Genomic DNA, 21612 nt, shown 5'->3' with positions numbered 1-21612 from the left:
GAGGCTGTGCAGTTGATCCCGCAGGGCCCGGAGGGCGCCGCCCAACTGACCTGCACACATCGGCTGTTCGGCGTCCATCGCCATCTCCTTATTCGCAGGTTTAGTTCGCAGGCTTCGAGCCGAGCCCTGGCGTGCGCTCAAACGTCGGGTTCGAACAAGCCGATAAACATTTTCTCATCCCACTGGAAGGGCGGGCAGGCCGTCACCCGGCTCACCGCCGACGAGGCTTCCAAACCCTGCCCGGTACTGCGTATCGCCTGGATCTCGGTGCGGCAATCCCGACTGGGCGAGGGCAGTTGCTCGCTGCTTTCCACCAATATCACCTGGCGTGTCCCCACCTGCTTGGTGCGCAGGGTGCCGCTGGGGTCACGGTGGAACTGGCAAGGCCATTTCAGGCTCAGGTCGATGCCGGGTTGCTGCGGGACCAGCACACGACAGTTGCCATTGCGCTCTTCCAGCAGCAGGTCCCGGGCCAGGAAGCGCGCCTGGGTGGCGCTATCGGCCGGGTTCTGCGCGCAGGCGGGCAACATCAAACCCGCCAGGCCCGCGACGATAAGGCGAAGCAGGCGCTGACTCATGAGAGCTCCCAGAACCACACCTGGGCGGAGTGGTTGGCCGGGTCGTCGTAGGTCTTGGTGAAACCGCGGCTCCACAGGTCGATATGGTCGCCGGCCGCGCGACTCTCGCCGCTGCGGGTAAAGCAATCCTTGAAAAAAATGATCCCGTTCTTCTCATTGAGCTGCAGCTTGGCCTTGGCCGCGTCGGTAAAGATGCTGGGCCGGCCCAGGTGCTGTCGCCACAGCCAGTTCGCCAGCGACTCGGCACCGCGGGCGTGGCCGTGGCTGCAGCGCGGTTCCGAATAGGTGTGGCCATCCACGAGGATGCTTCGCTCGGCATTGAGCGTAATGCTCAGGCGGATCGCGCATTGATTTTCCCAACCGCCATCGCAAGGCTGGCTTTCAGCCGGATAGTTGTTCCACAGATTGATGAACGCGGGTCTGGCCATCACGAACCTCCTGTTGCGCCGTGGCCCCTGGTACAAGCCGAGCACCCTGCGGCAGGGCTGCAGGGTGGCTGGCGTCACACCTTGACGTTTTGGCGGATATTCCAGCCGTACTTGACCGGGCCGCCGTCCTTGGAACCGTCCTGCTTCTGCGGTTGGTAGTCGACCAGCACCTGGCCGAAATTCAGCGCGATGTTTTCGGTCAGGCGGTCCGCGCCGCCGCTGCCGCCGGTGCCGATCGAGGACACCAGGACCTCCTTGAGGGTGATGGTCAGGTACTCGACCGGATCGTCGCCGCCGGCCTTGCGCACCGTCAGCTTGGCCTCGTCGTAATGCTTGCCGCTGGAGCAGGCCATCATCAGGTTGGGGGAGGATTTATCCACCCACTTGGTCAACGTCAGGTCGTGGATATTGACCTTGCCGGCACCGCCGCCACCGCCCACATGCATGTTGCCGGACTGGGCCATGGCCCAGCTCCAGGAGAGCACGTCGATCTCCTCCTTGTGGTTCTTGTCCTGGGACTCGCCCTTGACGTCGCCGATCTTGATAAACATATCAACAGCCATCATGCCTCCTTAAGTGGTTTGCACCACTGTGTGCCAGTGATTCGCCACGCTGCGTCGCAGGGCACCCGCCACCACGGCGAATGCCTCCTGAGATGAATCAAACCGCCTTGGCGGATGGAAGTTTGGATACCAGCCGCAGCGATACCGTGAGCCCTTCGAGCTGGTAGTGCGGGCGCAGGTAGAACTTGGAGCTGTAGTAACCGGGGTTGCCCTCGATCTCCTCGACCACCACCTCCGCCGCGGCCAAGGGGTGCTGCGCCTTGGTGGTTTCGGTGGAGTGGGCCGGGTCGCCGTCCACGTAATTGAGAATCCAGTTCTGCAGCCAGCGCTGCATGTCGTCCTTTTCCTTGAACGAGCCGATCTTGTCGCGAACGATGCACTTCAGGTAATGGGCGAAGCGGCAGGTGGCGAACAGGTAGGGCAGGCGTGCCGCCAGGTTGGCGTTGGCGGTGGCGTCGGGGTCGTCATACTCGGCCGGCTTCTGCAGCGATTGCGCGCCGATGAAGGCGGCGAGGTCGGTGTTCTTCTTGTGCAGCAGCGGCATGAAACCGTTCTTCGCCAGCTCCGCCTCGCGCCGATCGGCGATGGCGATTTCGGTCGGGCACTTCATGTCGACCCCACCGTCGTCGGTCGGGAAGGTATGCGTCGGCAGGTTCGGCACCTCGCCGCCGGACTCCACGCCGCGAATCCGCGAGCACCAGCCATAGAGCTTGAACGAGCGGTTGATGTTCGCCGCCATGGCATAGGCCGAGTTGGCCCAGGTGTACTTGGAACTGTCGGCGCCGTTGGTTTCCTCTTCGAAGGCGAAGGCGTCCACCGGGTCGGTCTTGGCGCCGTAGGGCAGGCGGGCGAGGAAACGCGGCATGGTCAGGCCGATGTAGCGCGAGTCCTCGGAGTCGCGCAGCGAACGCCAGGCAGCGTATTCCGGCGTGGTGAAGATCTTGGTCAGGTCGCGTGGGTTGGACAGCTCCTGCCAGGAGCCCATGCCCATCACCGTCGGCGAGGCCGCACTAATGAAGGGCGCATGCATCGCCGCGCAGACCTTGGCCAGCTCGCCGAGCAGCTCGACGTCCGGCGACGACTGGTCGAAGTAGTAATCGCCCACCAGGCAGCCGAACGGCTCGCCGCCGAACTGGCCGTATTCCTCTTCGTACATTTTCTTGAAGATCGGGCTCTGGTCCCAGGCGGTGCCCTTGAACTTCTTCAAGGTCTTGTGCAGGTCGCCCTTGGCGATGCTCATCACGCGGATCTTCAGCTGCTCGTCGGTTTCCGTGTTGTTGACCAGGTAGCTCAAGCCGCGCCAGGCGCTTTCCAGTTGCTGGAAGTCGGCGTGATGCATGATCAGGTTGACCTGCGCGGTGAGCTTGGCGTCGATCGCGGCGATGATCGATTCGATGGATTTGATCGCGTCGTTGGAGATCAGCTCGGTCTTGCTCAAGGCCTGTTCGGCCAGGGTGCGCACGGCGCTTTCCACCGCCTCGCGGGCGTGCTCGGTCTTGGGTTTGAACTCTTGCAGGAGCAAGGCGGCGAAGTCGCTCGGTGCGGTCGCGGCGTCTGCCTGGGCCTGCGGGTCTTTCATCAATTCGGCCATGGTCTGCGTCCTCTGTCAGGCTTGCGGCTCGGGTTCGGTCGGTTTCGGCGCACTGGCCAATGCCTGCAACAGGGCCGGGTCCTTGATCGCCTTCATGATCATGTCCTCGGCGCCGGTCTTGCCGTCCATGTAGGTCAGCAGGTTGGCCAGCTGGGTGCGGGCTTCGAGCAGTTGGTTGAGGGCATCGACCTTGCGCGCCACCGCGGCAGGGCTGAAGTCGTCCATGCTCTCGAACGTGACGTCCAGGCTCAGGTTGCCTTCCCCGGTCAGGGCATTGGGCACGTTGAACGCCACCCGCGGCTTCATGGCCTTGAGCCGCGAGTCGAAGTTGTCGACATCGATCTCCAGGAACTTGCGGTCGGCCACCGCCGGCAGCGGCTCGGCAGGCTTGCCGACAAGGTCGGCCATCACCCCCATGACGAAGGGCAATTGCACCTTCTTCTCCGCGCCGTAAAGCTCTACGTCGTACTCGATCTGCACCCGGGGAGCACGGTTACGGGCGATGAATTTCTGGCTGCTGGTGTTAGCCATTTTTCCTCCTGCGCTGCCTATGCGGCTGTGTTGGATGGGCGTCGGTTAAAGCGTTTCACTCGGACTATTCACCCTCGGGCCCGCGCAATTTTTCGAACTGGGAAAAGCCGTCCGGAATCAGGTTGCTCACGATGGTGGCGAAATCGGCGCTGACCAGTCTCTTGGCGCGGCTCAGGAGCACCGGCACGGGGCTTGAGGGCTCGTGCCTGGCGTAATAACCGAGGATCCGGTCGAGGCTGCGCAGTACATCGTCACGGCTGCCGATCTCGCCGGCGATGCGCGGCGCGGCGGCGCCGGGGGCCGGGGACATGGCGGCATCGACAGGCTCGCCGGCCTGCGCGACAGCGCCGGGAACGCCTGTCTGAGGGGCGTGCTCGGCGATGATTTGCACGGCATGCCGAAGCAGTTGCTTGATCGTGCCCAGGTCCGCGCCGTGGGTGGAGCCGACCCGTTCGTTGACCTCGCGCTCTATGGTCAACAGCGTGCCATGGGCATCGTTCAGGGCGGCGCGGCAGGCCTCGAGCTGTTCGCCCGCGCAGTCCTGAAAGGCCGCGCCGAGCTGGTCCGGGCTGAGGCTTTCACTGGCGAAGCGCTGCAAGCCCGCGGCATTCAGCGCGGCCCGCAGGCCGATGCTGCCAAATGCCCGCGAGCTGATCAGCGGCATGCCCCAGAGCAGGCGAATGACCGGTTCGGCGTTGAGGCCGGCGAGGGCGTTGATCCGAAAGGTGGGGTCATTGTTATCTTCTGCATCCAGCTTGGGATGCAGGTCGTCCCAATACTGCGCGAGCAACTGCTGGATCAGCTGTAACCCTTGCACCAGGCCGGGCAAGCCTTGCAGGGCAATGGCGCTTTGCAGGAAGTAGTTGGCGATGCGCAGGTCTTTGCTGCGCGTGAACAGTTCGACGCAGAGGTCGCGGACCTGGCGCCATTCCGGCGGTGCGGCGGGTAACACGGCATCGCCCATCTGCCGTTCGGGTTGGCCTTGCGCCGCGCGTTCAAGCTCGAGAAAGGCGGCGTCGTACTCGAGGTCGCCGCCACAGGGGGAGTCGGGGGAAATGGTTTCCAACAAGCGCTGTACATCCACCACGGACGTGATCTCCATATCGGCCCGGCAATCGGCGCCCGGTCAGGGTGAGCGCACGACTAAATCCCTTTTGCTGCGGATGAGTGTTCTATCCAGAGCCACTGTTTGGCGTCATTTCTGAATTCAACAATTGACCTGAAGTTTTAGCCCAGTTCAATTGTTGTCAAGAAACTCTCCGACCAGTGGGGAACACTGTGATGTTTGAAGATAGGCGGTCGACGGCGATTTTTTTAGTTTCTTTTGTTATAGGGCTTATTTGAAAAAAGCGAATATAAGCGCAGGAACTTTGAGGGCACGGAAATCTTTTAGGGGGCTATACTCGCTTTGCACTCGCTGGCATGCCCGAGCTGTTGTTATTGAGCAATACCGTACAAGGAGTTCCAATGCCGCTGCGTTTGACAATCACCAGTTATCACAAGCTGACTCCCGGCCAACGCGCGGAGTTCGAGCTTGATCGCGGTGAGCTGAAAATCGGCCGCAACCCCGAGAACGACTGGGTACTTCCAGACCCGGAGCGCCTGGTGTCCGGCCAGCATTGCGTCATTCAGCTGCGTGACGGCACCTACTACCTGACCGACACCAGCACCAATGGCGTACAGCTGGTGAATGCCGGCGTGCGCATGCACCGCGGCAACAGCGAACCCTTGCGCGACGGCGAACTGCTGCGCGTCGGCGAGTACGACATCCTGGTGCAGATCAACGGCGCCCCACAAATCGCCAACGGCGCACCCGGGATGAGCGATCCCTTTACCGGCTTCGATGCGCTGATCAAGCGCCAGGCGCCGGACGAGATGCCCGGCGCCGCGGCGCCGCCCCCCGGCAGGGTGCAGATCCACGCGGGCGGTTCGCCCCTGGACACCAAGCCCGACCTGTTCGATTTTCTCGCGTCCCCGGCAGTGCCCCCACCGGCCCTGGCCGACCACGTGCCGTCCGAACGCCATGACTTTCGCCCGCCTGAGCCACAACGCCCGAGCGCCCCTGCGGCCAGCGAAACCGGCGCGGCGCCGGCGATTCCGGCGGATTGGGACCCCTTCACCGAACTGGGGGCGCACCCGGCGCCGGTGGCGCCGGCCACTGTGCAAGCCACCGCGCAGGCCCAGCCGCAACCATTGCCAGCGGTATCGGAGAACAGGGCCGGCAGCGCACCCGAACCGGCCGTGCAACGGGCCGCGGTTGCGCCTGCGGCGCCGGCAGTCGGAGGCGACAATGAGGAGGGGCTGGAAGCCTTTCTCAGGGGCGCGGGGCTCGAGCACTTGCGTATCGACAGAGGCGAAACCCGCGCGCAAATGGAGGCCATCGGCCGCAGCTACCGGCATATGGTCGCGGGGTTGATCGAGGTGCTGCGCGCCCGTGCCAGCCTCAAGGGTGAGTTCCGCATGGCCCAGACCATGATCCGCCCGGTGGAGAACAACCCCCTCAAATTCGCCCCCAATGTCGATGAGGCGCTGCTGTTATTGCTGCGTTCCGGCAACCAGGCCTTCATGCCGGCCGACCAGGCGATCAAGGAAAGCTTCGACGACCTGAAAGCGCATCAACTGGCCGTCATGGCGGGCGTGCAAGCCTCGATCAAACACCTGCTCGAGCGTTTTCAGCCAGCGGTACTGGAAGCGCGTTTAACTCAACCTTCGGCTATTGGCGCTTTGCTGCCCGGTAGACGTCAAGCGCAATACTGGGAGTTGTTCACGGAACTCTATGCGAGCATTTCCAGGGAGGCTGAAGATGATTTCGAGGATTTGTTCGGGCGCGAATTCAGTCGTGCCTATGAAGAACAAAATACCAAGTTGCGAAAAGGCTGAGCGCCCTCGGTTAGTTGGATAAAGGCTAATGGCTATTAAATAGTGAGTTGATCTTGTTTGGTGATCGGTAGTTTCGATTTGGAATAACAAACGTCATGGAGGACGACATGCCAAAGTTCTTGTTGTTCGCAACAGTACTACTGCTGACTGCCTGTGCTTCGAGTCCGCCGCCGCCCCCTGCTCCTACTGTCGTTGTCATGCATATCCAGGCTGCTGCCGATCTGAATCTTTCGGCGGGCGGCCAGGCGACCCCTGTGCGGGTGCGTTTGTATGAGTTGAAGAGCGGTGGAGCTTTCAGTCGCGCCGACTATTTCTCCCTGGTGAATGCCACCGGCGCGACCTTGTCCGCGGACCTGGTGGCGCAGGACGAATTGCTGGTCCAGCCGGGTCAACAGCTGACCCTGGAGCGCACGCTCGACGAGCAGAGCCGTTTGCTCGGCCTGGTGGTGTCCTACCGTGAACTGGACAGCGCCGTGTGGCGCCAGATGATCAATATCCCGAGCAATGAAACCACGCCATTGACGGTTTCCCTGACAGCCAGGGCGATCAGCGCGGCAGCCACGAAACCTGCGAATTAGTCCTGTCGAGGAAGCCAGTCCATGTCCTGGAATAACCGTGTGGTGTGGTCCGAAGGAATGTTTCTGCGGCCGCAGCATCTCCAGCAACATGATCGCTACATGGAAGCCCTGATCGATGGCCGTTGCCGCCCGTTGAGCGCCGGGGGGTGGGGGTTCTCCGAGCTGCGCATCGACGAGTCCCTGCTCGGCCAGGGCAAGGTGGCGATTGTCAGCGCGCGCGGGGTGCTACCCGATGGCACGCCTTTCGACATTCCCGGTGACGATCTGCCGCCGCCGCCACTGAACGTCAACGACAATTTGCGCGATGCGCAGGTCTTCCTGGGTTTGCCGCTCAAGCGGGCCGGCAGCCGCGACACCGTGGGGGAGGGCGAGGCTCCGGGCGGTGCGCGCTACATCAGCCAGGTGCGGGAAGTGCGCGATGACAACGCCGCCTTCGAGAGTCGGGCGTCGCTGGCGATCGGCGGCAAAGCCCTGCGCCTGCTGACCGAGCGCGACGGCCTCGGCGAATATGCCTGCCTCGGTTTGCTCCGGGTGCTGGAAAAACGCGCGGACAATGCCGTGCAACTGGACGACGACTATATTGCGCCGCTGCTCGATGTGGCCGCCTCCAGCGTGCTGGCGGCCTTTCGCAGCGAGCTGCAAGGGTTGTTGCACCAGCGTGGCGAGGCCCTGGCCGGTCGGGTGGTGGCCTCGGGGGCTGGCGGCGCCTCGGAGATCGCCGACTTTCTGCTGCTGCAACTGGTCAATCGCGCCGAGCCCTTGCTCAGCCACCTGGCCCGGTTGAGCCCCTTGCACCCGCAGGACTTCTATCGCGAGGCGGTCTGCCTGGCGGGAGAGTTCGCCACCTTTTCCGCAGCCGGGCGTCGCCCCAGCGACTACCCGGCCTATGCCCACGACGACCTGGCGAGCAGCTTCGCCCCGGTGATGCACGATCTGCGGCAAGCCTTGTCGATGGTCATCGATACCCGCGCCACGCCGATTCCGATCATCGAGAAATCCTACGGCGTGCATGTGGCGATGCTGGCCGACAAGAGCTTGCTGGAGATGGCCAGCTTCGTCCTGGTGGTGCGGGCCGAGGTACCGGCCGAAACCCTGCGCACGCATTTCCCCCAGCAGGCCAAGATCGGCTCGGTGGAGCACATCCGCGACCTGGTCAATCTGCAGTTGCCAGGCATCGCCTTGCTGTCCATGCCCGTGGCGCCGCGGCAGATTCCCTATCACGCCGGTTCAAGCTATTTCGAACTGGATCGTGGCAGCGAACACTGGAAACAGTTGACCCACTCAGGGGGCTTCGCCTTTCACATTGCCGGCCAGTTCCCGGGCCTGAACCTGGCCTTCTGGGCCATCCGAGGATAGTTCGTCATGCACCCGATCGATGATCCCTTCGGCAACTCTGGCGCAGGTGGCACTTCAGGCGGCGTCTCGACGGGCGGCAACGACCGTACCCTGATCATGCCGCGGCCCGGCGGGCGCTCCGTCGATGCCTCTGCCCCCAGGACGGACGCGGCCAGCGCCGCCGATCCGCACATTGCGATGCCGGGCGCGCCGGTGGCGAGCAGCCTGGCCCAGGGCCTCAACCCGCTGGAGCGAGCGGCCGGCCCGATACTGGCGTTGCTGACCCGCTTGCGCAGCACCCTCGCTCACCCGCAACCGGCCAGCCTGCGCGCCCAGTTGCTGGCTTACCTGCGCCAGTTCGAGGAGCAGGCGCGCGCCGCCGGCGTCGCCCAGGATGAGGTGATGCTCAGCCGTTATGTGCTCTGTACCGCGCTGGACGAAGCGGTACTCAGCACCCCCTGGGGCAGTACCAGCGACTGGGGCAAGCAGAGCCTGTTGATCACCCTGCACAACGAAGCCTGGGGCGGCGAAAAAGTCTTCCAGCTGCTTGAACACTGTCTGCAGAACCCACAGCAGCGCCTGCACATTCTGGAGCTGCTGTACCTCTGTATCTGCCTGGGCTTCGAGGGCCGCTACCGGGTCATGAATGACGGCCGCAGCCAGTTGGAGGCCTTGCGCGAGCGCACCAGCGCGACCATTCGCAGCGTGCGCGGCGAATTCGAGCGCGAGCTGTCGCCGCATTGGCGGGGGCTCAGCGTGGTGCGCGATCGCTTGTCGCAGTTCCTGCCGCCCTGGGTTGGCGTAGCCATTTGCCTGGCCGTGCTGTTGCTGCTGCTGTTCGGCTTGCGCCTGAAGCTGGCGGCCGACGCCGAGCCGGTGTTTCGCAATATCCACGCCCTGGGCGAGATCCCGGTGCAAGCCATCGACCGTCCACCGCAGCAGCCCAGGTTGATCGAACGCCCGCGCCTGGCGCGCTTCCTCGCCGAGGACATCAAGGCCCAGCGCGTTGCCGTGGAGGATGCGCTGGATCGCTCGGTGGTGACCATCCGTGGCGACGAGTTGTTCGCCTCGGGCAGCGCGAGCATTTCCGAACAGTTGCAGCCCTTGCTGCTGCGGGTCGCCGATGCCCTGCGCCAGATCAAGGGCACGGTGCAGGTCACCGGGCACAGCGATAACCGACCGATCGCCACCTTGCGCTACCCCTCGAACTGGAAGCTGTCGCAGGATCGCGCGCAGCAAGTGATGGAGATCCTCGCCGCCCGCAGCGGCCAGCCCGAGCGCTTCACCGCCGAAGGGCGCAGCGACGCGGAACCGGTCGCCTCCAATGACAGCGCCGCCGGACGCGCCAGGAACAGGCGCGTGGAGATCACCGTGCTAGCGGAGGGCAACCAGTGAAGGCCTTTATCAATTTCCTGGTGCGCTGGGTGGTGCCGCTGCTCGGCCTGCTCGCCCTGAGCCTGGTGATCTGGTTCCTCGGCCCGCTGATCATCGTCGCGGCCTATGAACCCCTGGCCCCGGCGGCCGTACGCTGGGCCCTGATCGGCCTGTTGTTCCTGGCCTGGATCGGTGTGCGCGTATTGCGCATCGTCCAGGCCCGGCGCAACGCCGCCAAGGTCATGCAGGGCCTGGCGGCGGTAGCGCCGGATGCGGCCAGCGTCGCCACCGCCGAAGAACTGGCGGCCCTCAAGCAACGCATGGACGAAGCGCTGCTATTGCTCAAGCGCAGCAAGCTCGGCGGTAACGAGCGGCGCAACCTTTACGAGCTGCCCTGGTACGTGATCATCGGCCCGCCGGGCTCGGGCAAGACCACCGCGCTGGTCAATTCCGGGATGCACTTTCCGCTGGCCGAACAGATGGGCAGTGGGGCGATCCGCGGAGTCGGCGGTACGCGCAACTGCGACTGGTGGTTCACCGACGAAGCGGTGCTGCTGGACACTGCCGGACGCTACACCACCCAGGACAGCCATGCGGCGGTGGACAAGGCGGCCTGGCTGGGCTTTCTCGACCTGTTGAAGAACCAGCGCAAGCGCCGGCCGATCGATGGCGTCTTCGTCGCGATCAGCCTGTCCGACCTGCTATTGGGCAGTGAGGCCGAGCGCAGTGCCCATGCCCGGGCCATCCGCACGCGGGTGCAGGAGTTGTATAGCCAGCTGGGTGTGCGCTTCCCGATCTACGTGATGCTCACCAAGTTCGACCTGGTGCCGGGGTTCATGGAGTTCTTCGACGCGCTGAGCAAGGAGGAGCGCGCGCAGGTCTGGGGCGTCACCTTTGCCCTGGACGATGGCAAGAGTCCCCAAGGCCCGCTGGCCCGTTTCGACGAGGAATTCACCGCCCTCGAGGCGCGTCTTACCGAGCGCTTGGTCGAGCGCCTGCAACAGGAGCGCGACCCCAACCGACGCGATCTGATCTACGCCTTCATCCAGCAGTTCGCGGCGTTGCGTCACAACCTGTCGTCCTTCCTCGAGGGGGTATTCAAGCCCAATCCCTATGAAGAGCGGGCGCTGTTGCGCGGGCTGTACTTCACCAGCGGCACCCAGGAAGGCAGCCCCATCGACCGTCTGATCGGCAGCATGGCGCAAAGCATGAACCTGGACCGCCAGCACCTGGCGCGCCAGACCGGCACGGGTCGCAGTTACTTCATTACCCGCTTGTTCCGCGATGTCGCCTTCGGCGAGCGCGGCCTGGTCGGCAGCAACCCCAAGGTCGAGCGCCGGCATCGCTGGATCAATCGTGGCGTACTCGCCGCCAGTGCCTTGGTCTTGCTGACGGTGACGGCCATCTGGGTCGCCAGCTACCGCGCCAACCAGGCCTATATCGCCGAGGTGGACGCGCGCCTGGCACCGCTCAAGGGGCAGGTCGAAGCGCTCAGCCCGGCGCAGCGCGAGGTCTTGGCCGTGCTGCCGCTGCTCAACGCCGTTCGCCATGTCGCCGACAATTCGCTGTCCTGGGCCGAAGGCTATGGCCTGTTCCAGGGCGACATGCTCGGCGCCGAAGCCGCCAGCGTGTACCGCAAGCTGCTGATCGCGGTGCTCGCGCCGCGTCTGCTGACCCGCATCGAGGAACAGTTGCGCAGCGGCGGCAACACCGAGTTTCTCTACGAAGGCCTCAAGGTCTACCTGATGCTGGCCAGCGCCGAGCACTATGACGCCGATGCCATCAAGACCTGGATCAACCTCGACTGGGACCACAGCCTGCCGCGCGACCTGGCCCCGGAACAGCGCCTGGCCCTGGCCGAGCATCTCAATGCGCTGTTCGTCCACAAGCCACCACCGGCGAGACTGGATGAAGCACTGCTGGCCGACCTGCGTCGGCAGTTGCAACAGATGTCCGTGGCGCAGCGGGTCTACAGCCGGGTGAAACGCCAGAAACTGCCCGAGGGCGTAGCGGATTTTCGCCTCAGCGAAGCGGCCGGGCGCGACGCCGCCCTGGTGTTCACGCGCAAGAGCGGCAAGCCGCTGAGCGATCCGTTGTCCGGTTTCTATACCTACCGCGGCTACCGCCAGGCGTTCATGGTCGCCAGCCTCAGCCAGTCCGGCGCCCTGGCCGAGGAACAATGGGTACTCGGCCGGCCATTGAACGACAACCAGGATGTCGCCAGCCTGGCCCTGGAGGTGCGTGCCCTGTACTTCCAGGATTTCCTCAACCAATGGGAAACACTGCTCGGCGATCTCGACTTCGTCGCGATCAACGGCATCGCCCAGGCCGCCGATGTGCTGCGGGTGCTCTCCGGGCCAAACTCGCCACTGAAGAAACTGCTCGCTGCGGTGGCCAAGGAAACCAACCTGCAACAAGAGGATCGCCTGCTGGCCGAGAAGCTCAAGGCCGCCGACGGCACCGTGGACAAACTCAAGCAGCAGCTCGGCTCGCTGGTCGGCCAAGCGGCCCAGGAAGATTCGTCGGCAACCTCGCAGGTCGATCCCATCAGCGCGCGTTTCGCCGAGCTCAATAGCCTGGTGACCCCCCATGGGGATGGGCCCGCGCCGATCGACGACCTGCTGGCCCAGCTCAATGAGCTGTATGTGCAGGTCAGCGCCATGAGCGGCGCCAGCGGCGACGCCTTGCTGGGCGAGGCGAAGAACCAGGCGGTGGCCACCGCATCGCGGGTCAAGCTCGGCGCCGAGCGTCAGCCGCCACTGGTGCAGAAGCTGGTCAACTCGGTGGTCAGCGCCACCACTGGCAGCATGATGGGCAGCATCCGCACCCAGCTGAACGCGGCCTGGATCAGTGAGGTGGTGAATGTCTACCGCCAGTCCCTGGCTGGCCGTTACCCCATGGTCAACTCCAGTTCGCGGGAGGCCACCCTGGAGGACTTCGGCAACTTCTTCGGCGTGGGCGGGGTGATGGACAACTACTTTCGCAAGTACCTGCAAGCCTACGTCAACACCTCGACCAGCAACTGGCGCTGGCAGCCGGGCGCCGCGGAAAAGCTCGGCATAGGTCCGGGCGTGCTGCAAACCTTCCAACGCGCCGCGGCCATTCGCGATGCCTACTTCCGCGCCGGAGGCACCCAACCGGCGGTACGCTTCGAGCTCAAGCCCGTGGCCATGGATGCCTCCATCAGCCAGTTCCTGCTCGACCTGGACGGCCAGCAGCTCAGCTACGACCATGGCCCGAGCCGGCCGATGGCGATGCAATGGCCCAGCCCCAACAGCCTGGGGGTGGTGCGCCTGTCCGTCACGCCGCCCACCAGCGCCGGTCGTTCGGGACTGACCCTGGAGGGACCCTGGGCCTGGTTTCGCTTGCTGGAACAGTCCGACCTGACCCAGGGCAACGCCCCGGACCGCTTCACCCTGCGCATGCGCGTCGACAGCGCCAGCATCTCCTGCGAGCTGCGCGCCAGCAGCGCGTTCAACCCGTTCAAGGGCCGGCTGTTGTCCGGCTTCAGCCTGCCGGAGCGCTTGTGAGCAGCCCGGGTTTCTACGGCAAGCTGGCCGGCCGCGGGGATTTCATTCACCGCGGCCTGTCGCCGACCTTTATCGAGCGCTGGGATGCCTGGCTCTCCGCCGGCATGGCCGCGAGCCAGGCGGCGCTGGGGGCGGCCTGGCTGGATGCCTACCTGGTCAGCCCGCTGTGGCGCTTTGCCGTGGCGCCGGGCCTGCTCGGCAGCGAGGCGGCGGTGGGGGTGATGATGCCCAGCGTCGACCGGGTCGGGCGCTACTTCCCGCTGACCATCGCGCTGCAACTGGAGCCCGAGACCGATCTGGGCGCGCTGGTGGCCGGCCCGGATGACTGGTTCGAGGCGGCCGAGGCCCTGTTGCTCTCGACCCTGGAGCCCGAGGCCGCTGTCGAGGCCTTCGAGGCCGCGGTGCCGGCCCTCGGTCGCCCGGTCTGTAGCACGCAGGTGCCGGGCATGCCGGGGCTGGAGGGGCAGATGCGCTTCGCCGCCACGACCGCGGCGGCGCGCGGGACGGTGCTGATGCAGCACGCCTGCGAGGGCGCGAGCCTCTGGTGGGGCAAGGGCTCCGGACGGGTCGCCGCTGGCCTGCTGCGCTGCCAGGGATTGCCGGCGGCGCAGGATTTCAGCGGTTTTCTGCTGGGCGAGGGCGGCTACGCGGCGCTTGCGCAAACCGTGCAGTTCGATTTCGGGAGCTGATTTTGGGCATTAGGGACATTTCGGGAGCCAGGGCATGTCGTCAGCCGTAACGCGTTACGAATCCGCCAGCCACAGCCATGTCGGCATGGTGCGTCAGGTCAACGAGGACGCCTGCCTGGATGCGGTGCAAGCCGGCCTCTGGGTGGTGGCCGACGGCATGGGCGGGTATACGGCGGGCGATTTCGTCAGCAGCCTGATCGTCGATACGTTGCGCGCCATCCCGCCCGAGCCCTCCTTGGCGGCCTATGTCCAGGCGTTGCGGGCGGGGCTGGAGCAGGCCAACGCGGCGGTTCGCCAGGAAACCGCACAGCGCGGGGTCGGCATCATGGGCAGCACCCTGGTGCTGCTGGCCGCCCGCGGCGACAGCGCCACCTGCCTGTGGGCCGGCGACAGCCGCCTGTATCGCCTGCGCGAGGGCCAGCTGGAGGTCATCAGCCACGACCACAGTTATGTCCAGGAGTTGCTGGACAGCAGGCTGCTCAGCGAGGACGAGGCGCGGGAGCACCCCATGGCCAACATCGTCACCCGCGCCGTGGGCACCCAGGACCGGCTGGAACTCTCGGCCGTGGACCTGGAGGTGCGTCCCGGCGACAGCTTCCTGCTGTGCAGCGACGGGCTGACCAAGACCGTCGAGGACCCTGAACTGCGCGAGGTGCTGGGCAACGCGAGCCCCTATGAGGTGGTCCGCAGCCTGGTGCACCTGGGGCTGACCCGGGGCGCTCCCGACAACATCACGGCGGTAGTCGTCAATGCCCACTGAAAACGCATCAGCCGAAGAACGCTCGAGCATGGACATGGACATTCCCGGCTATGGGATCGAGCGCGAGCTGGGCGAGGGCGCCATGGCCACTGTCTACCTGGCGACCCAGCGCTCGCTGGAGCGCAAGGTGGCGCTCAAGGTCATGGCCGCCGCGCTGGCCGCCGACCGCAGCTTCTGCGAGCGCTTCCTGCGCGAGGGCAAGACCCTGGCGCGGCTCTCCCACCCGCACACCGTGACCATTTACGACATCGGCAATGTCGGCCACTTCTATTACATGGCCATGGAGTACCTGCCGAACGGGACGCTGAAGGAGCGGATTGCCGAGGGGCTCAGCCCGCAGCAGGGCCTGGTCTACCTGCGCCAGATCGCCCTGGCCCTGGGGTATGCCCATGCCCAGGGCTTGGTACACCGGGACGTCAAGCCGGCCAATATCCTGTTCCGCGCCAACGGTTCGGCGGTGCTCTCGGACTTCGGCATCGCCAAGTCCCTGGAGGACAGCACCCAGTTCACCCAGGCCGGTTTCGCCGTGGGCACGCCCAGCTACATGAGTCCCGAACAGGCCCGCGGCCAGCAGATCGACGGTCGCACCGACCTCTACGCCCTGGGGGTGGTGCTCTACGAGATACTCACCGGCAAGCTGCCCTATACCGGTAGCGACTCGCTGTCCACGGCCCTGGCCCACTTGACCGAGCCGTTGCCGGAACTGCCCATGACCCACGGCCGTTACCAGGGGATTCTGCGCAAGCTGCTGGCCAAGGATCCGGCCGAGCGTTTTGCCGATGCCGATGCCCTGATCGCCGCGCTGGACAATCTGCCGCCCGCCGGGCCGGCCGATGCCGAGGCGACGCAGTTGCGCCCATTGCCGTTGCCCGCCGCGGCGGCCGCCGGCCAATCCGCGACGACCGGTCTGGGCGGGCTGACGCCGGTTTCCCTCGATATGCCGCCGCTCGCTGCGCCAGAGCCCGAGCCAGCCGCCACGGCCAGACCCGAGCGGGCCGCAAGCCTCGGCGCACAGCCGCCGCCCGGGTCGCGCGGGCCGTTGTGGGCGCTGCTCGGTGTGGTCGTGGTCGGGGTACTGGCCCTGGCTGGCGGGGGCTACTGGTGGCTGCGCTCGGCGCCGCCGGTGGAACCGCAAAACGGCCAGGTCGAGGTCAAAAAAACGCCGGCTGGCGATGAGCAGGGCTCGCCCACCAAGACGGCCAGCGCAACGCAACCGCCGCCGGCGACGAACGCCGATGGCGGCGACCGGCCGCTGCTGATGCCGGGCAAGAAAACCCTGTTCCAGCGCGTGCTGAGCAAGCCCGGCGCACAGGTGTCCGGCCAGCCCGGGGCGGCGCCCAGCGGTGCCGCGCTGCCGGCGTTCTCGGTGCTGTATGTCTATCAGCGCCAGGCGGTGGCGGGTGGCACCTGGCTGGAGGTCGGCGCCGCCAGCGATGGCCAGCGCGATGGCTGGTTGCCGGCCGAGCAGGTCAGCGACTGGAAGCAGAGCCTGGTGCTGAAATTCACCGAGCGCTCCGGTCGTTCGCCGGTCATGTTCCTGCGCGAAGCAAGCACCCTCGAACGGTTCCTGGCTGACACGGCGCAGGCCCGCGCGGCCCTGCACAAGGCGCAGAACGAAGGCAGCGTGGACCCGCAGATCGTCGCGCTGGAGCCTGTGGCCAGCGCCATTCCCCAGGACCAGTTCTACCTGCTGCCGATTTTCGAGGCCCGCGAGAGTTTCGATGCCGACGGTCAGCCGGTGCAACTGCTCAATGTGGCCTCCATCGACCCTGGCAATACGCCCCTGGGCAAGGTCGGGGGAGCGGCCAAGGCCGCCAGCGATGCCTTCCGTACGGCGATCGTGCTGGTGGTCGACACCTCGGTGTCGATGCAGCCCTACATCGACCGGGTGCGCCAGGTGGTGCAGGCGTTGCACCGGCAGATCGCCAGCCGTGGCGACCTGGACAGCGTCAGCTTCGGCCTGGTGGGGTTTCGCAGCAATGTCGAGAAAACCCCGGGCCTGGAATATGTGGCGCAAACCCTGGTGAGCCTGGAGGAGGGCCGCGATCCACAGCGCTTCCTCGAGCTGGCTGGCCAGGTCAAGGCTGCCCAGGTGTCCAGCCACGCCTTCAATGAGGATGCCTTCGCCGGTGTGATGGCGGCGGTCGAGGGTACGGACTGGAGTCCCTATGCCGGGCGGCTGATCCTGCTGGTCACCGACGCTGGCGCCCTGCGCAAGAACGATCCGCTGGGGCGCACCCAGATGAACGAAGCCGAGGTGCGCGAAGCCGCCCTCAGTAAACAGGTCAAGATCTATGCGCTGCACTTGCGCACCGAGGCCGGTCGGAAAAACCATGACTTCGCCGAGCAGCAGTACCGTAGCCTGACGGCCGACGCCAACCCGCAGATCGGCGACCTGTACATTCCGGTGGCGGGCGGCGATGTCGGTCGCTTCGGCGATACGGTCGCCGAGATCGGCTCGGTATTCGCCGAACAGGTGCATCAGGCGCGCAACAACCAGGCGCCGAGCCTGCCGCCGCCACAGGGGGCACCAAGCGTCGCGAGCAAGGCCACGGCCATCGGCTACGCCATGCAAATGGACTTTCTCGGTCGCCAGTCGGCGGTCCGTGCGCCGCAGCTGATCACCGCCTGGACTTCCGACCACGACCTGACCAACCCCTCGCTGCCGGCCTTCCAGGTCTGCGTGCTGCTGACCAAGCTGCAGCTCAACGACCTGCAGCAGTCGCTGAAACTGATTGTCGATGCGGCCCGCCGTACCCAGACCTCGCCCAAGGATTTCTTCCAGGAAATCGCCAGCGCCAGCGCCCATATGAGCCGCGACCCGACGCGGTTGAAGCAGGGCGGCAACCTGGTGGAAGGCGGCATTCTCGGCGAGTACCTGGACGGCCTGCCGTATCGCAGCAAATCGCTGACCATGACCCAGGACCTCTGGCTGTCCCTGAGCGTGGCCGAGCAGCAGGACTTCATCGACGAACTGGAGTCGAAAATCCGCCTGTACGAGACCTTCCACAACGACAGCGCCAACTGGGTCCGCTTCGGCGAGGCCCAGCCGGGCGATGCACTGTATCGCGTGCCCCTGGCGACGCTGCCCTGATGCTCAAGCTCAGAGATATTCGCAAGACCCGTGGCGAGGGACCACAGCGCTACAGCCTGGTGGTGCCCCGGCTCGACCTGCGGCCGGGCCAGCGCCTGGCGCTGGTAGGCCCCAGCGGCAGCGGCAAGAGCACCCTGCTGGACCTGCTGGCCCTGGTGCTGTCGCCGGACCCGGGCGGCGTTTTCGAATGTCGCGCCGACGACCGTACGCTGGATGTCGCCGGGCTCTGGCGCAGCGGCCGCCAGGATGTGCTGGCCGGGCTGCGCAGCCGGGTCATGGGCTATGTGCTGCAGACGGGCGGGTTGCTGGGTTTTCTCGACGTGCAGCGCAATATCGGCTTGTCGCGGGCGCTGCTCGGCCTGCCGGCCGATGCCACGGTCAGGCGCCTGGCCGAGCAGCTGGAAATCGCCGACCAGTTGCACAAGCTGCCGGCGGCACTCTCCGTGGGCCAGCGCCAGCGGGTCAGCATCGCCCGGGCCCTGGCCCATGGGCCGAGCATCGTGCTGGCGGACGAACCCACCGCCTCGCTGGACCCGCTGAACGCCGAACGGGTCATGCAGCTGCTGGTGGCCCAGGCCGAGGAGCGCGGCGTGTGCATCCTGGTCGCCACCCATGACGAGGCGCTGGCCCGGCGTGCCGGGCTGCAGCTGCATCCCTTGCAGGTGCAGCGCGGCGCGGATGGCGGGGTCACCGCGACCCTGGCGGGAGGTGGCTGATGCGGCTTGCCCTGATGGCCCTGCTGGCCTGGCACGACTACCGCGCCGAGGTGCGCCTGTCGGCTTGCGCGGTCCTGGCCCTGGTCGCCGTGCTCGCGCCCTTGCTGGTGCTGTTCGGCCTCAAGTTCGGCCTGGTCACCACCCTGACCGAACGCCTGGAGCGCGACCCCGCCGTGCGCGAAGTCGTGCCCATGGGCGGCGGGCGCTTCAGCGCCCAGGCCATCGCCGAGCTGGCCGATCGTCCCGAAGTGGCCTTCGTTGTGCCGCGTACCCGACAGATCGCCGCGACCGCCGACCTCTACCCGGACGCGGCCGGCCAGGCGCTGACGGTCGAGATGATCCCCACCGCCGCGGGCGACCCGTTGGTGGCGCCGGCGCTGCTGCCCGATGCGCCGGACCAGGTCCTGCTCAGCCAGCGGGCGGCGGAGAAACTCGGGGTCCGTGGCGGCGACGTGCTGAGCGCCGCGTTTGGCCGTCAGGTCGGCGGGCGCCAGGAATATCAGCGCACCCGCCTGCGGGTGCAGGGGGTCTTGCCACTCGCGGCCTTCCAGCGCGATGCGCTGTTCGCGCCCCTGGCCCTGCTGGAAGCCGCCGAAGACTACCGCGACGGCCTGGCCTGGCCTGGGTACCAGCCACAAGCGAACACGGCGCGGGTGTATCCGGGGTTCCGTCTCTACGCCGCGGACCTGGACGGCGTGGAGCGCCTGCGTCTTTATTTCGCCGAGCGCGGGCTGGAGGTCGCGACCCAGGCCGACGTCATCGCCCAGGTGCGCTCCCTCAGCCACAACCTGACCCTGGTGTTCTGGGTCATCGCCAGCCTGGCCCTGGCCGGGGCCTTCGCGGCCATGACCGCCAGCGCCCTGGCCGCCGTCGAGCGCAAGCGCAGGGCCTTGTCGGTATTGCGCCTGCTGGGTTTTTCGACAGGCGCCCTGATCGCTTTCGTCGTGCTGCAGGCGCTGTACACCGGGGTGTTCGGCCTGCTGCTGGCCTGGGGCTTGTACGGCATGGCCGAAACCGGGCTGAACCGGCTGTTCGCACCGGCGACGGGGGAGTTCGCCTGCCGGCTGCTGCCGAGCCACTACCTGTTGGCCCTGCTGCTGACACTGCTCTGCTGCCTGCTGGCGGCGGCCTCCGGTGGCTGGCGCGCGGCGCGGATCGAAGCCTCGGAAGGACTGCGCGATGTCTAACTGGCCGAGGGTTCTGGTCTGGCTGAGGGCTCTGGTCATGCTGGCGCTGGCCGGCGCGGCGCAGGCGCAGGACGCCCCGGCGGATAATCCGAAACCGCTGCCCGATGACCTCAGCCTGCCGCTGCCCTGCGAAGGCGAATTGGTGTTCCGCTACGTCTATGTCCTCGCCAAGGGCACCCTGGACGACCGTGAGGTCAATCTCGGCTATCCCTTCAGCGATGACGATCCGGGCTACCGGCAATCCTTCATCTCCGGTTATCGGCGCGACTACATCAACGGTCAGTTCGTCCTCGACGACCTGCCGGCCGACTGGCAAGCCCGAATCGCCCCGACCCTGCCCAAGAGCGAGGCCGACAGCCTGCTCAAGCCGATGTTCTATTTTGTCGGCAAATACGAGGTCACCGAGCGCCAATACGCCCTGGTCATGGCCCAGGAGGCGGCATTGGCGGGGCAGGGCGAGGCACCGGCCTGCGCCCCCATGAGCGACATGTCCGCGCGCTTGCCCAAGGTCAAGCTGTCGCGCCTCGAGGCCGAGCGCTTTGCCGCGGTGTACAGCGCCTGGTTGCTCAAGTACCACCGCGACCGGTTGCCGGTCAGCGGCCGCGGCAAAGCGGCCGAGGACGGCGGGATGGGCTTCGTCCGCCTGCCGACCGAAGTGGAGTGGGAATTCGCCGCACGCGGTGGCCATGCGGTCAGCCGCCAGGCGCTGGAGGCGCGCTTGTTTCCGCGCAAGGTGCAAGGCAGCGACAGCGATGGCCCGCTAGGGGACTGGGCGGTGTTCAGCCAGGTCGCCGGGGGCACGGGGCAGGGCGCGCGGCTGTTGCCGGTCGGGCTGAAAAAGCCCAATCCATTGGGACTGTTCGACGTGATCGGCAACGCCGCGGAGATGGTCCAGGAGTCCTTCCAACTGGTCCACGCCGGTCGCCGCCAGGGCAGTTACGGCGGCTTTGTGGTCAAGGGCGGCAACTACCTGGAAGGCGAGCTGACGCTGTTCACCGGCATGCGCCGGGAATACCCGCTGTTCGCCGCCGACGGCAGCGAACAGCGCAACGCCACCACCGGTTTCCGGGTGGCCCTGGGCGCGTTGTCGGCACCGCGCTCACGCTATGAGGAACTGTTCGAGCAGTGGCAGAAGGAAGGCCGCCTGGCGGGCCTGACCGATGAAATCGAGGCTGCCGAAGACCCGACCCAGTTACTGGACAGTCTCATCGCCAGCAGCACCGATCCGAACCTGCAGGCGCGCCTGGCGCGGGTGAACGAAGAGCTCAAGCGCAATGTGTCGCTGATCGCCCGGCAGCGCGAGGAGGCCGCAGGCAACCTGATTCAGTCGGCGGCCCTGGTGGCCGAGACGGTCAACAACTACAACATTCGCCTGACCAACCTGAAGAAGGATCGCGATCAAGCGCGGGCCGCCCAGGACGAAGCCACCGCCAAGCTGTATGAAACGGCCATCGCCAATGGGCGCAGTGCGCTCGAGGGCGCCCTGGCGATCTACATCGACAACCTCGCGACCGGAACGCGCTACACCGACGAGGTGATCCAGACGCAGTTCCAGCGGACCCGGGAGGAGCTCAATCACAAACCGGTGCTGGGAAAAAGCCTCATGGCCCGTGCCACGCTTTTCGTCAGGCACGTGGGGCAGTTTCGCCAGCAGCACCGAGCCGATCCGGAGATGATCCTGAAGGAGCTTCTTGGACCCTGAGCAGGATGTCGGAACTGTCGTCGGTGGCGGCGAAGACCCGCTAGGCTGGATGTAGTGTCGGCAGGCTTGGCTCACG

General features: G+C 66.0%; 17 protein-coding genes. 11 read left to right on the top strand and 6 right to left on the bottom strand.

Annotated features, from left to right (window positions below; genetic code table 11):
• Positions 1 to 137: 137 nt before the first annotated feature.
• The 6 genes from BMY68_RS21870 to tssA all read right to left on the bottom strand — a co-directional run bounded on the left by BMY68_RS21870 (position 138) and on the right by tssA (position 4793).
• Positions 138 to 578 (bottom strand): hypothetical protein, encoded by a 441-nt coding sequence (locus BMY68_RS21870; protein WP_085530539.1) that lies wholly within the window; start codon positions 576 to 578, stop codon positions 138 to 140.
• On the bottom strand, positions 575 to 1006 hold the full coding sequence (locus BMY68_RS21865; protein WP_037005248.1) for a type VI secretion system amidase effector protein Tae4: 432 nt from the start codon (positions 1004 to 1006) through the stop codon (positions 575 to 577). Before BMY68_RS21865 ends, BMY68_RS21870 begins: the two co-directional genes overlap by 4 nt.
• 74 nt (positions 1007 to 1080) lie before the next feature.
• Positions 1081 to 1569, bottom strand: a complete 489-nt coding sequence (locus BMY68_RS21860) for an Hcp family type VI secretion system effector (RefSeq protein WP_009044340.1) — start codon at positions 1567 to 1569, stop codon at positions 1081 to 1083.
• Positions 1570 to 1666: 97 nt separating this feature from the next.
• A complete protein-coding gene (gene tssC / locus BMY68_RS21855) occupies positions 1667 to 3160 on the bottom strand; it encodes a type VI secretion system contractile sheath large subunit (RefSeq protein WP_053261652.1) in 1494 nt (497 codons plus the stop codon).
• A 15-nt stretch (positions 3161 to 3175) separates the two neighbouring features.
• Positions 3176 to 3691: a type VI secretion system contractile sheath small subunit gene (gene tssB / locus BMY68_RS21850; RefSeq protein WP_009044338.1), complete on the bottom strand. Its 516-nt coding sequence runs from the start codon at positions 3689 to 3691 to the stop codon at positions 3176 to 3178.
• A gap of 64 nt (positions 3692 to 3755) precedes the next feature.
• Positions 3756 to 4793 carry a type VI secretion system protein TssA gene (tssA, locus tag BMY68_RS21845; RefSeq protein ID WP_239694117.1) on the bottom strand — a complete coding sequence of 346 codons (1038 nt, stop codon included), beginning with the start codon at positions 4791 to 4793 and terminating at the stop codon, positions 3756 to 3758.
• A gap of 365 nt (positions 4794 to 5158) precedes the next feature.
• On the opposite strand from tssA, the gene tagH reads away from it, so the two are divergent.
• The 11 genes from tagH to BMY68_RS21790 all read left to right on the top strand — a co-directional run bounded on the left by tagH (position 5159) and on the right by BMY68_RS21790 (position 21536).
• Positions 5159 to 6571: a type VI secretion system-associated FHA domain protein TagH gene (gene tagH / locus BMY68_RS21840; RefSeq protein ID WP_085530540.1), complete on the top strand. Its 1413-nt coding sequence runs from the start codon at positions 5159 to 5161 to the stop codon at positions 6569 to 6571.
• Positions 6572 to 6678: 107 nt separating this feature from the next.
• Positions 6679 to 7149 (top strand): type VI secretion system lipoprotein TssJ, encoded by a 471-nt coding sequence (gene tssJ, locus BMY68_RS21835; RefSeq protein WP_085531535.1) that lies wholly within the window; start codon positions 6679 to 6681, stop codon positions 7147 to 7149.
• 21 nt (positions 7150 to 7170) lie between these two features.
• Positions 7171 to 8505, top strand: a complete 1335-nt coding sequence (gene tssK, locus BMY68_RS21830) for a type VI secretion system baseplate subunit TssK (protein WP_085530541.1) — start codon at positions 7171 to 7173, stop codon at positions 8503 to 8505.
• A gap of 6 nt (positions 8506 to 8511) precedes the next feature.
• The gene (locus BMY68_RS21825; RefSeq protein ID WP_085530542.1) at positions 8512 to 9879 is read left to right on the top strand and encodes a DotU family type VI secretion system protein; all 1368 of its coding nucleotides are present in this window, start codon (positions 8512 to 8514) and stop codon (positions 9877 to 9879) included.
• Complete coding sequence (tssM, locus tag BMY68_RS21820; RefSeq protein WP_085530543.1) at positions 9876 to 13388, top strand: type VI secretion system membrane subunit TssM; 3513 nt, start codon at positions 9876 to 9878, stop codon at positions 13386 to 13388. The genes BMY68_RS21825 and tssM overlap by 4 nt, the downstream gene beginning before the upstream one ends.
• Positions 13385 to 14077: a type VI secretion system-associated protein TagF gene (tagF, locus tag BMY68_RS21815; protein WP_085530544.1), complete on the top strand. Its 693-nt coding sequence runs from the start codon at positions 13385 to 13387 to the stop codon at positions 14075 to 14077. Before tssM ends, tagF begins: the two co-directional genes overlap by 4 nt.
• Before the next feature lie 34 nt (positions 14078 to 14111).
• A complete protein-coding gene (locus BMY68_RS21810; RefSeq protein WP_085530545.1) occupies positions 14112 to 14837 on the top strand; it encodes a PP2C family protein-serine/threonine phosphatase in 726 nt (241 codons plus the stop codon).
• Positions 14838 to 14865: 28 nt separating this feature from the next.
• Positions 14866 to 17931 (top strand): serine/threonine-protein kinase, encoded by a 3066-nt coding sequence (locus BMY68_RS21805; RefSeq protein ID WP_085530546.1) that lies wholly within the window; start codon positions 14866 to 14868, stop codon positions 17929 to 17931.
• Positions 17931 to 18647 carry an ABC transporter ATP-binding protein gene (locus BMY68_RS21800; protein ID WP_085530547.1) on the top strand — a complete coding sequence of 239 codons (717 nt, stop codon included), beginning with the start codon at positions 17931 to 17933 and terminating at the stop codon, positions 18645 to 18647. The genes BMY68_RS21805 and BMY68_RS21800 overlap by 1 nt, the downstream gene beginning before the upstream one ends.
• Positions 18647 to 19834, top strand: coding sequence for an ABC transporter permease (locus BMY68_RS21795; protein ID WP_085530548.1), 1188 nt, complete (start codon positions 18647 to 18649; stop codon positions 19832 to 19834). Before BMY68_RS21800 ends, BMY68_RS21795 begins: the two co-directional genes overlap by 1 nt.
• Entirely contained in the window at positions 19827 to 21536 is a 1710-nt protein-coding gene (locus BMY68_RS21790) for a formylglycine-generating enzyme family protein (RefSeq protein WP_085530549.1), read from the top strand. The genes BMY68_RS21795 and BMY68_RS21790 overlap by 8 nt, the downstream gene beginning before the upstream one ends.
• Positions 21537 to 21612: the final 76 nt, after the last annotated feature.

Origin of the sequence: Pseudomonas sp. NFACC41-3, assembly GCF_900109505.1 — a bacterium.
GTDB lineage: Bacteria > Pseudomonadota > Gammaproteobacteria > Pseudomonadales > Pseudomonadaceae > Aquipseudomonas > Aquipseudomonas chlororaphis.
This window is presented reverse-complemented; position numbering and strand designations above follow the sequence as displayed.

Excerpts from the sequence above, each read along its gene's own strand:
- BMY68_RS21870 (WP_085530539.1), bottom strand. The coding sequence starts at position 578 with ATGAGTCAGCGCCTGCTTCGCCTTATCGTCGCGGGCCTGGCGGGTTTG.
- BMY68_RS21865 (WP_037005248.1), bottom strand. The coding sequence starts at position 1,006 with ATGGCCAGACCCGCGTTCATCAATCTGTGGAACAACTATCCGGCTGAA.
- BMY68_RS21860 (WP_009044340.1), bottom strand. The coding sequence starts at position 1,569 with ATGGCTGTTGATATGTTTATCAAGATCGGCGACGTCAAGGGCGAGTCC.
- tssC (WP_053261652.1), bottom strand. The coding sequence starts at position 3,160 with ATGGCCGAATTGATGAAAGACCCGCAGGCCCAGGCAGACGCCGCGACC.
- tssB (WP_009044338.1), bottom strand. The coding sequence starts at position 3,691 with ATGGCTAACACCAGCAGCCAGAAATTCATCGCCCGTAACCGTGCTCCC.
- tssA (WP_239694117.1), bottom strand. The coding sequence starts at position 4,793 with ATGGAGATCACGTCCGTGGTGGATGTACAGCGCTTGTTGGAAACCATT.
- tagH (WP_085530540.1), top strand. The coding sequence starts at position 5,159 with ATGCCGCTGCGTTTGACAATCACCAGTTATCACAAGCTGACTCCCGGC.
- tssJ (WP_085531535.1), top strand. The coding sequence starts at position 6,679 with ATGCCAAAGTTCTTGTTGTTCGCAACAGTACTACTGCTGACTGCCTGT.
- tssK (WP_085530541.1), top strand. The coding sequence starts at position 7,171 with ATGTCCTGGAATAACCGTGTGGTGTGGTCCGAAGGAATGTTTCTGCGG.
- BMY68_RS21825 (WP_085530542.1), top strand. The coding sequence starts at position 8,512 with ATGCACCCGATCGATGATCCCTTCGGCAACTCTGGCGCAGGTGGCACT.
- BMY68_RS21810 (WP_085530545.1), top strand. The coding sequence starts at position 14,112 with ATGTCGTCAGCCGTAACGCGTTACGAATCCGCCAGCCACAGCCATGTC.
- BMY68_RS21805 (WP_085530546.1), top strand. The coding sequence starts at position 14,866 with ATGGACATGGACATTCCCGGCTATGGGATCGAGCGCGAGCTGGGCGAG.
- BMY68_RS21800 (WP_085530547.1), top strand. The coding sequence starts at position 17,931 with ATGCTCAAGCTCAGAGATATTCGCAAGACCCGTGGCGAGGGACCACAG.
- BMY68_RS21795 (WP_085530548.1), top strand. The coding sequence starts at position 18,647 with ATGCGGCTTGCCCTGATGGCCCTGCTGGCCTGGCACGACTACCGCGCC.
- BMY68_RS21790 (WP_085530549.1), top strand. The coding sequence starts at position 19,827 with ATGTCTAACTGGCCGAGGGTTCTGGTCTGGCTGAGGGCTCTGGTCATG.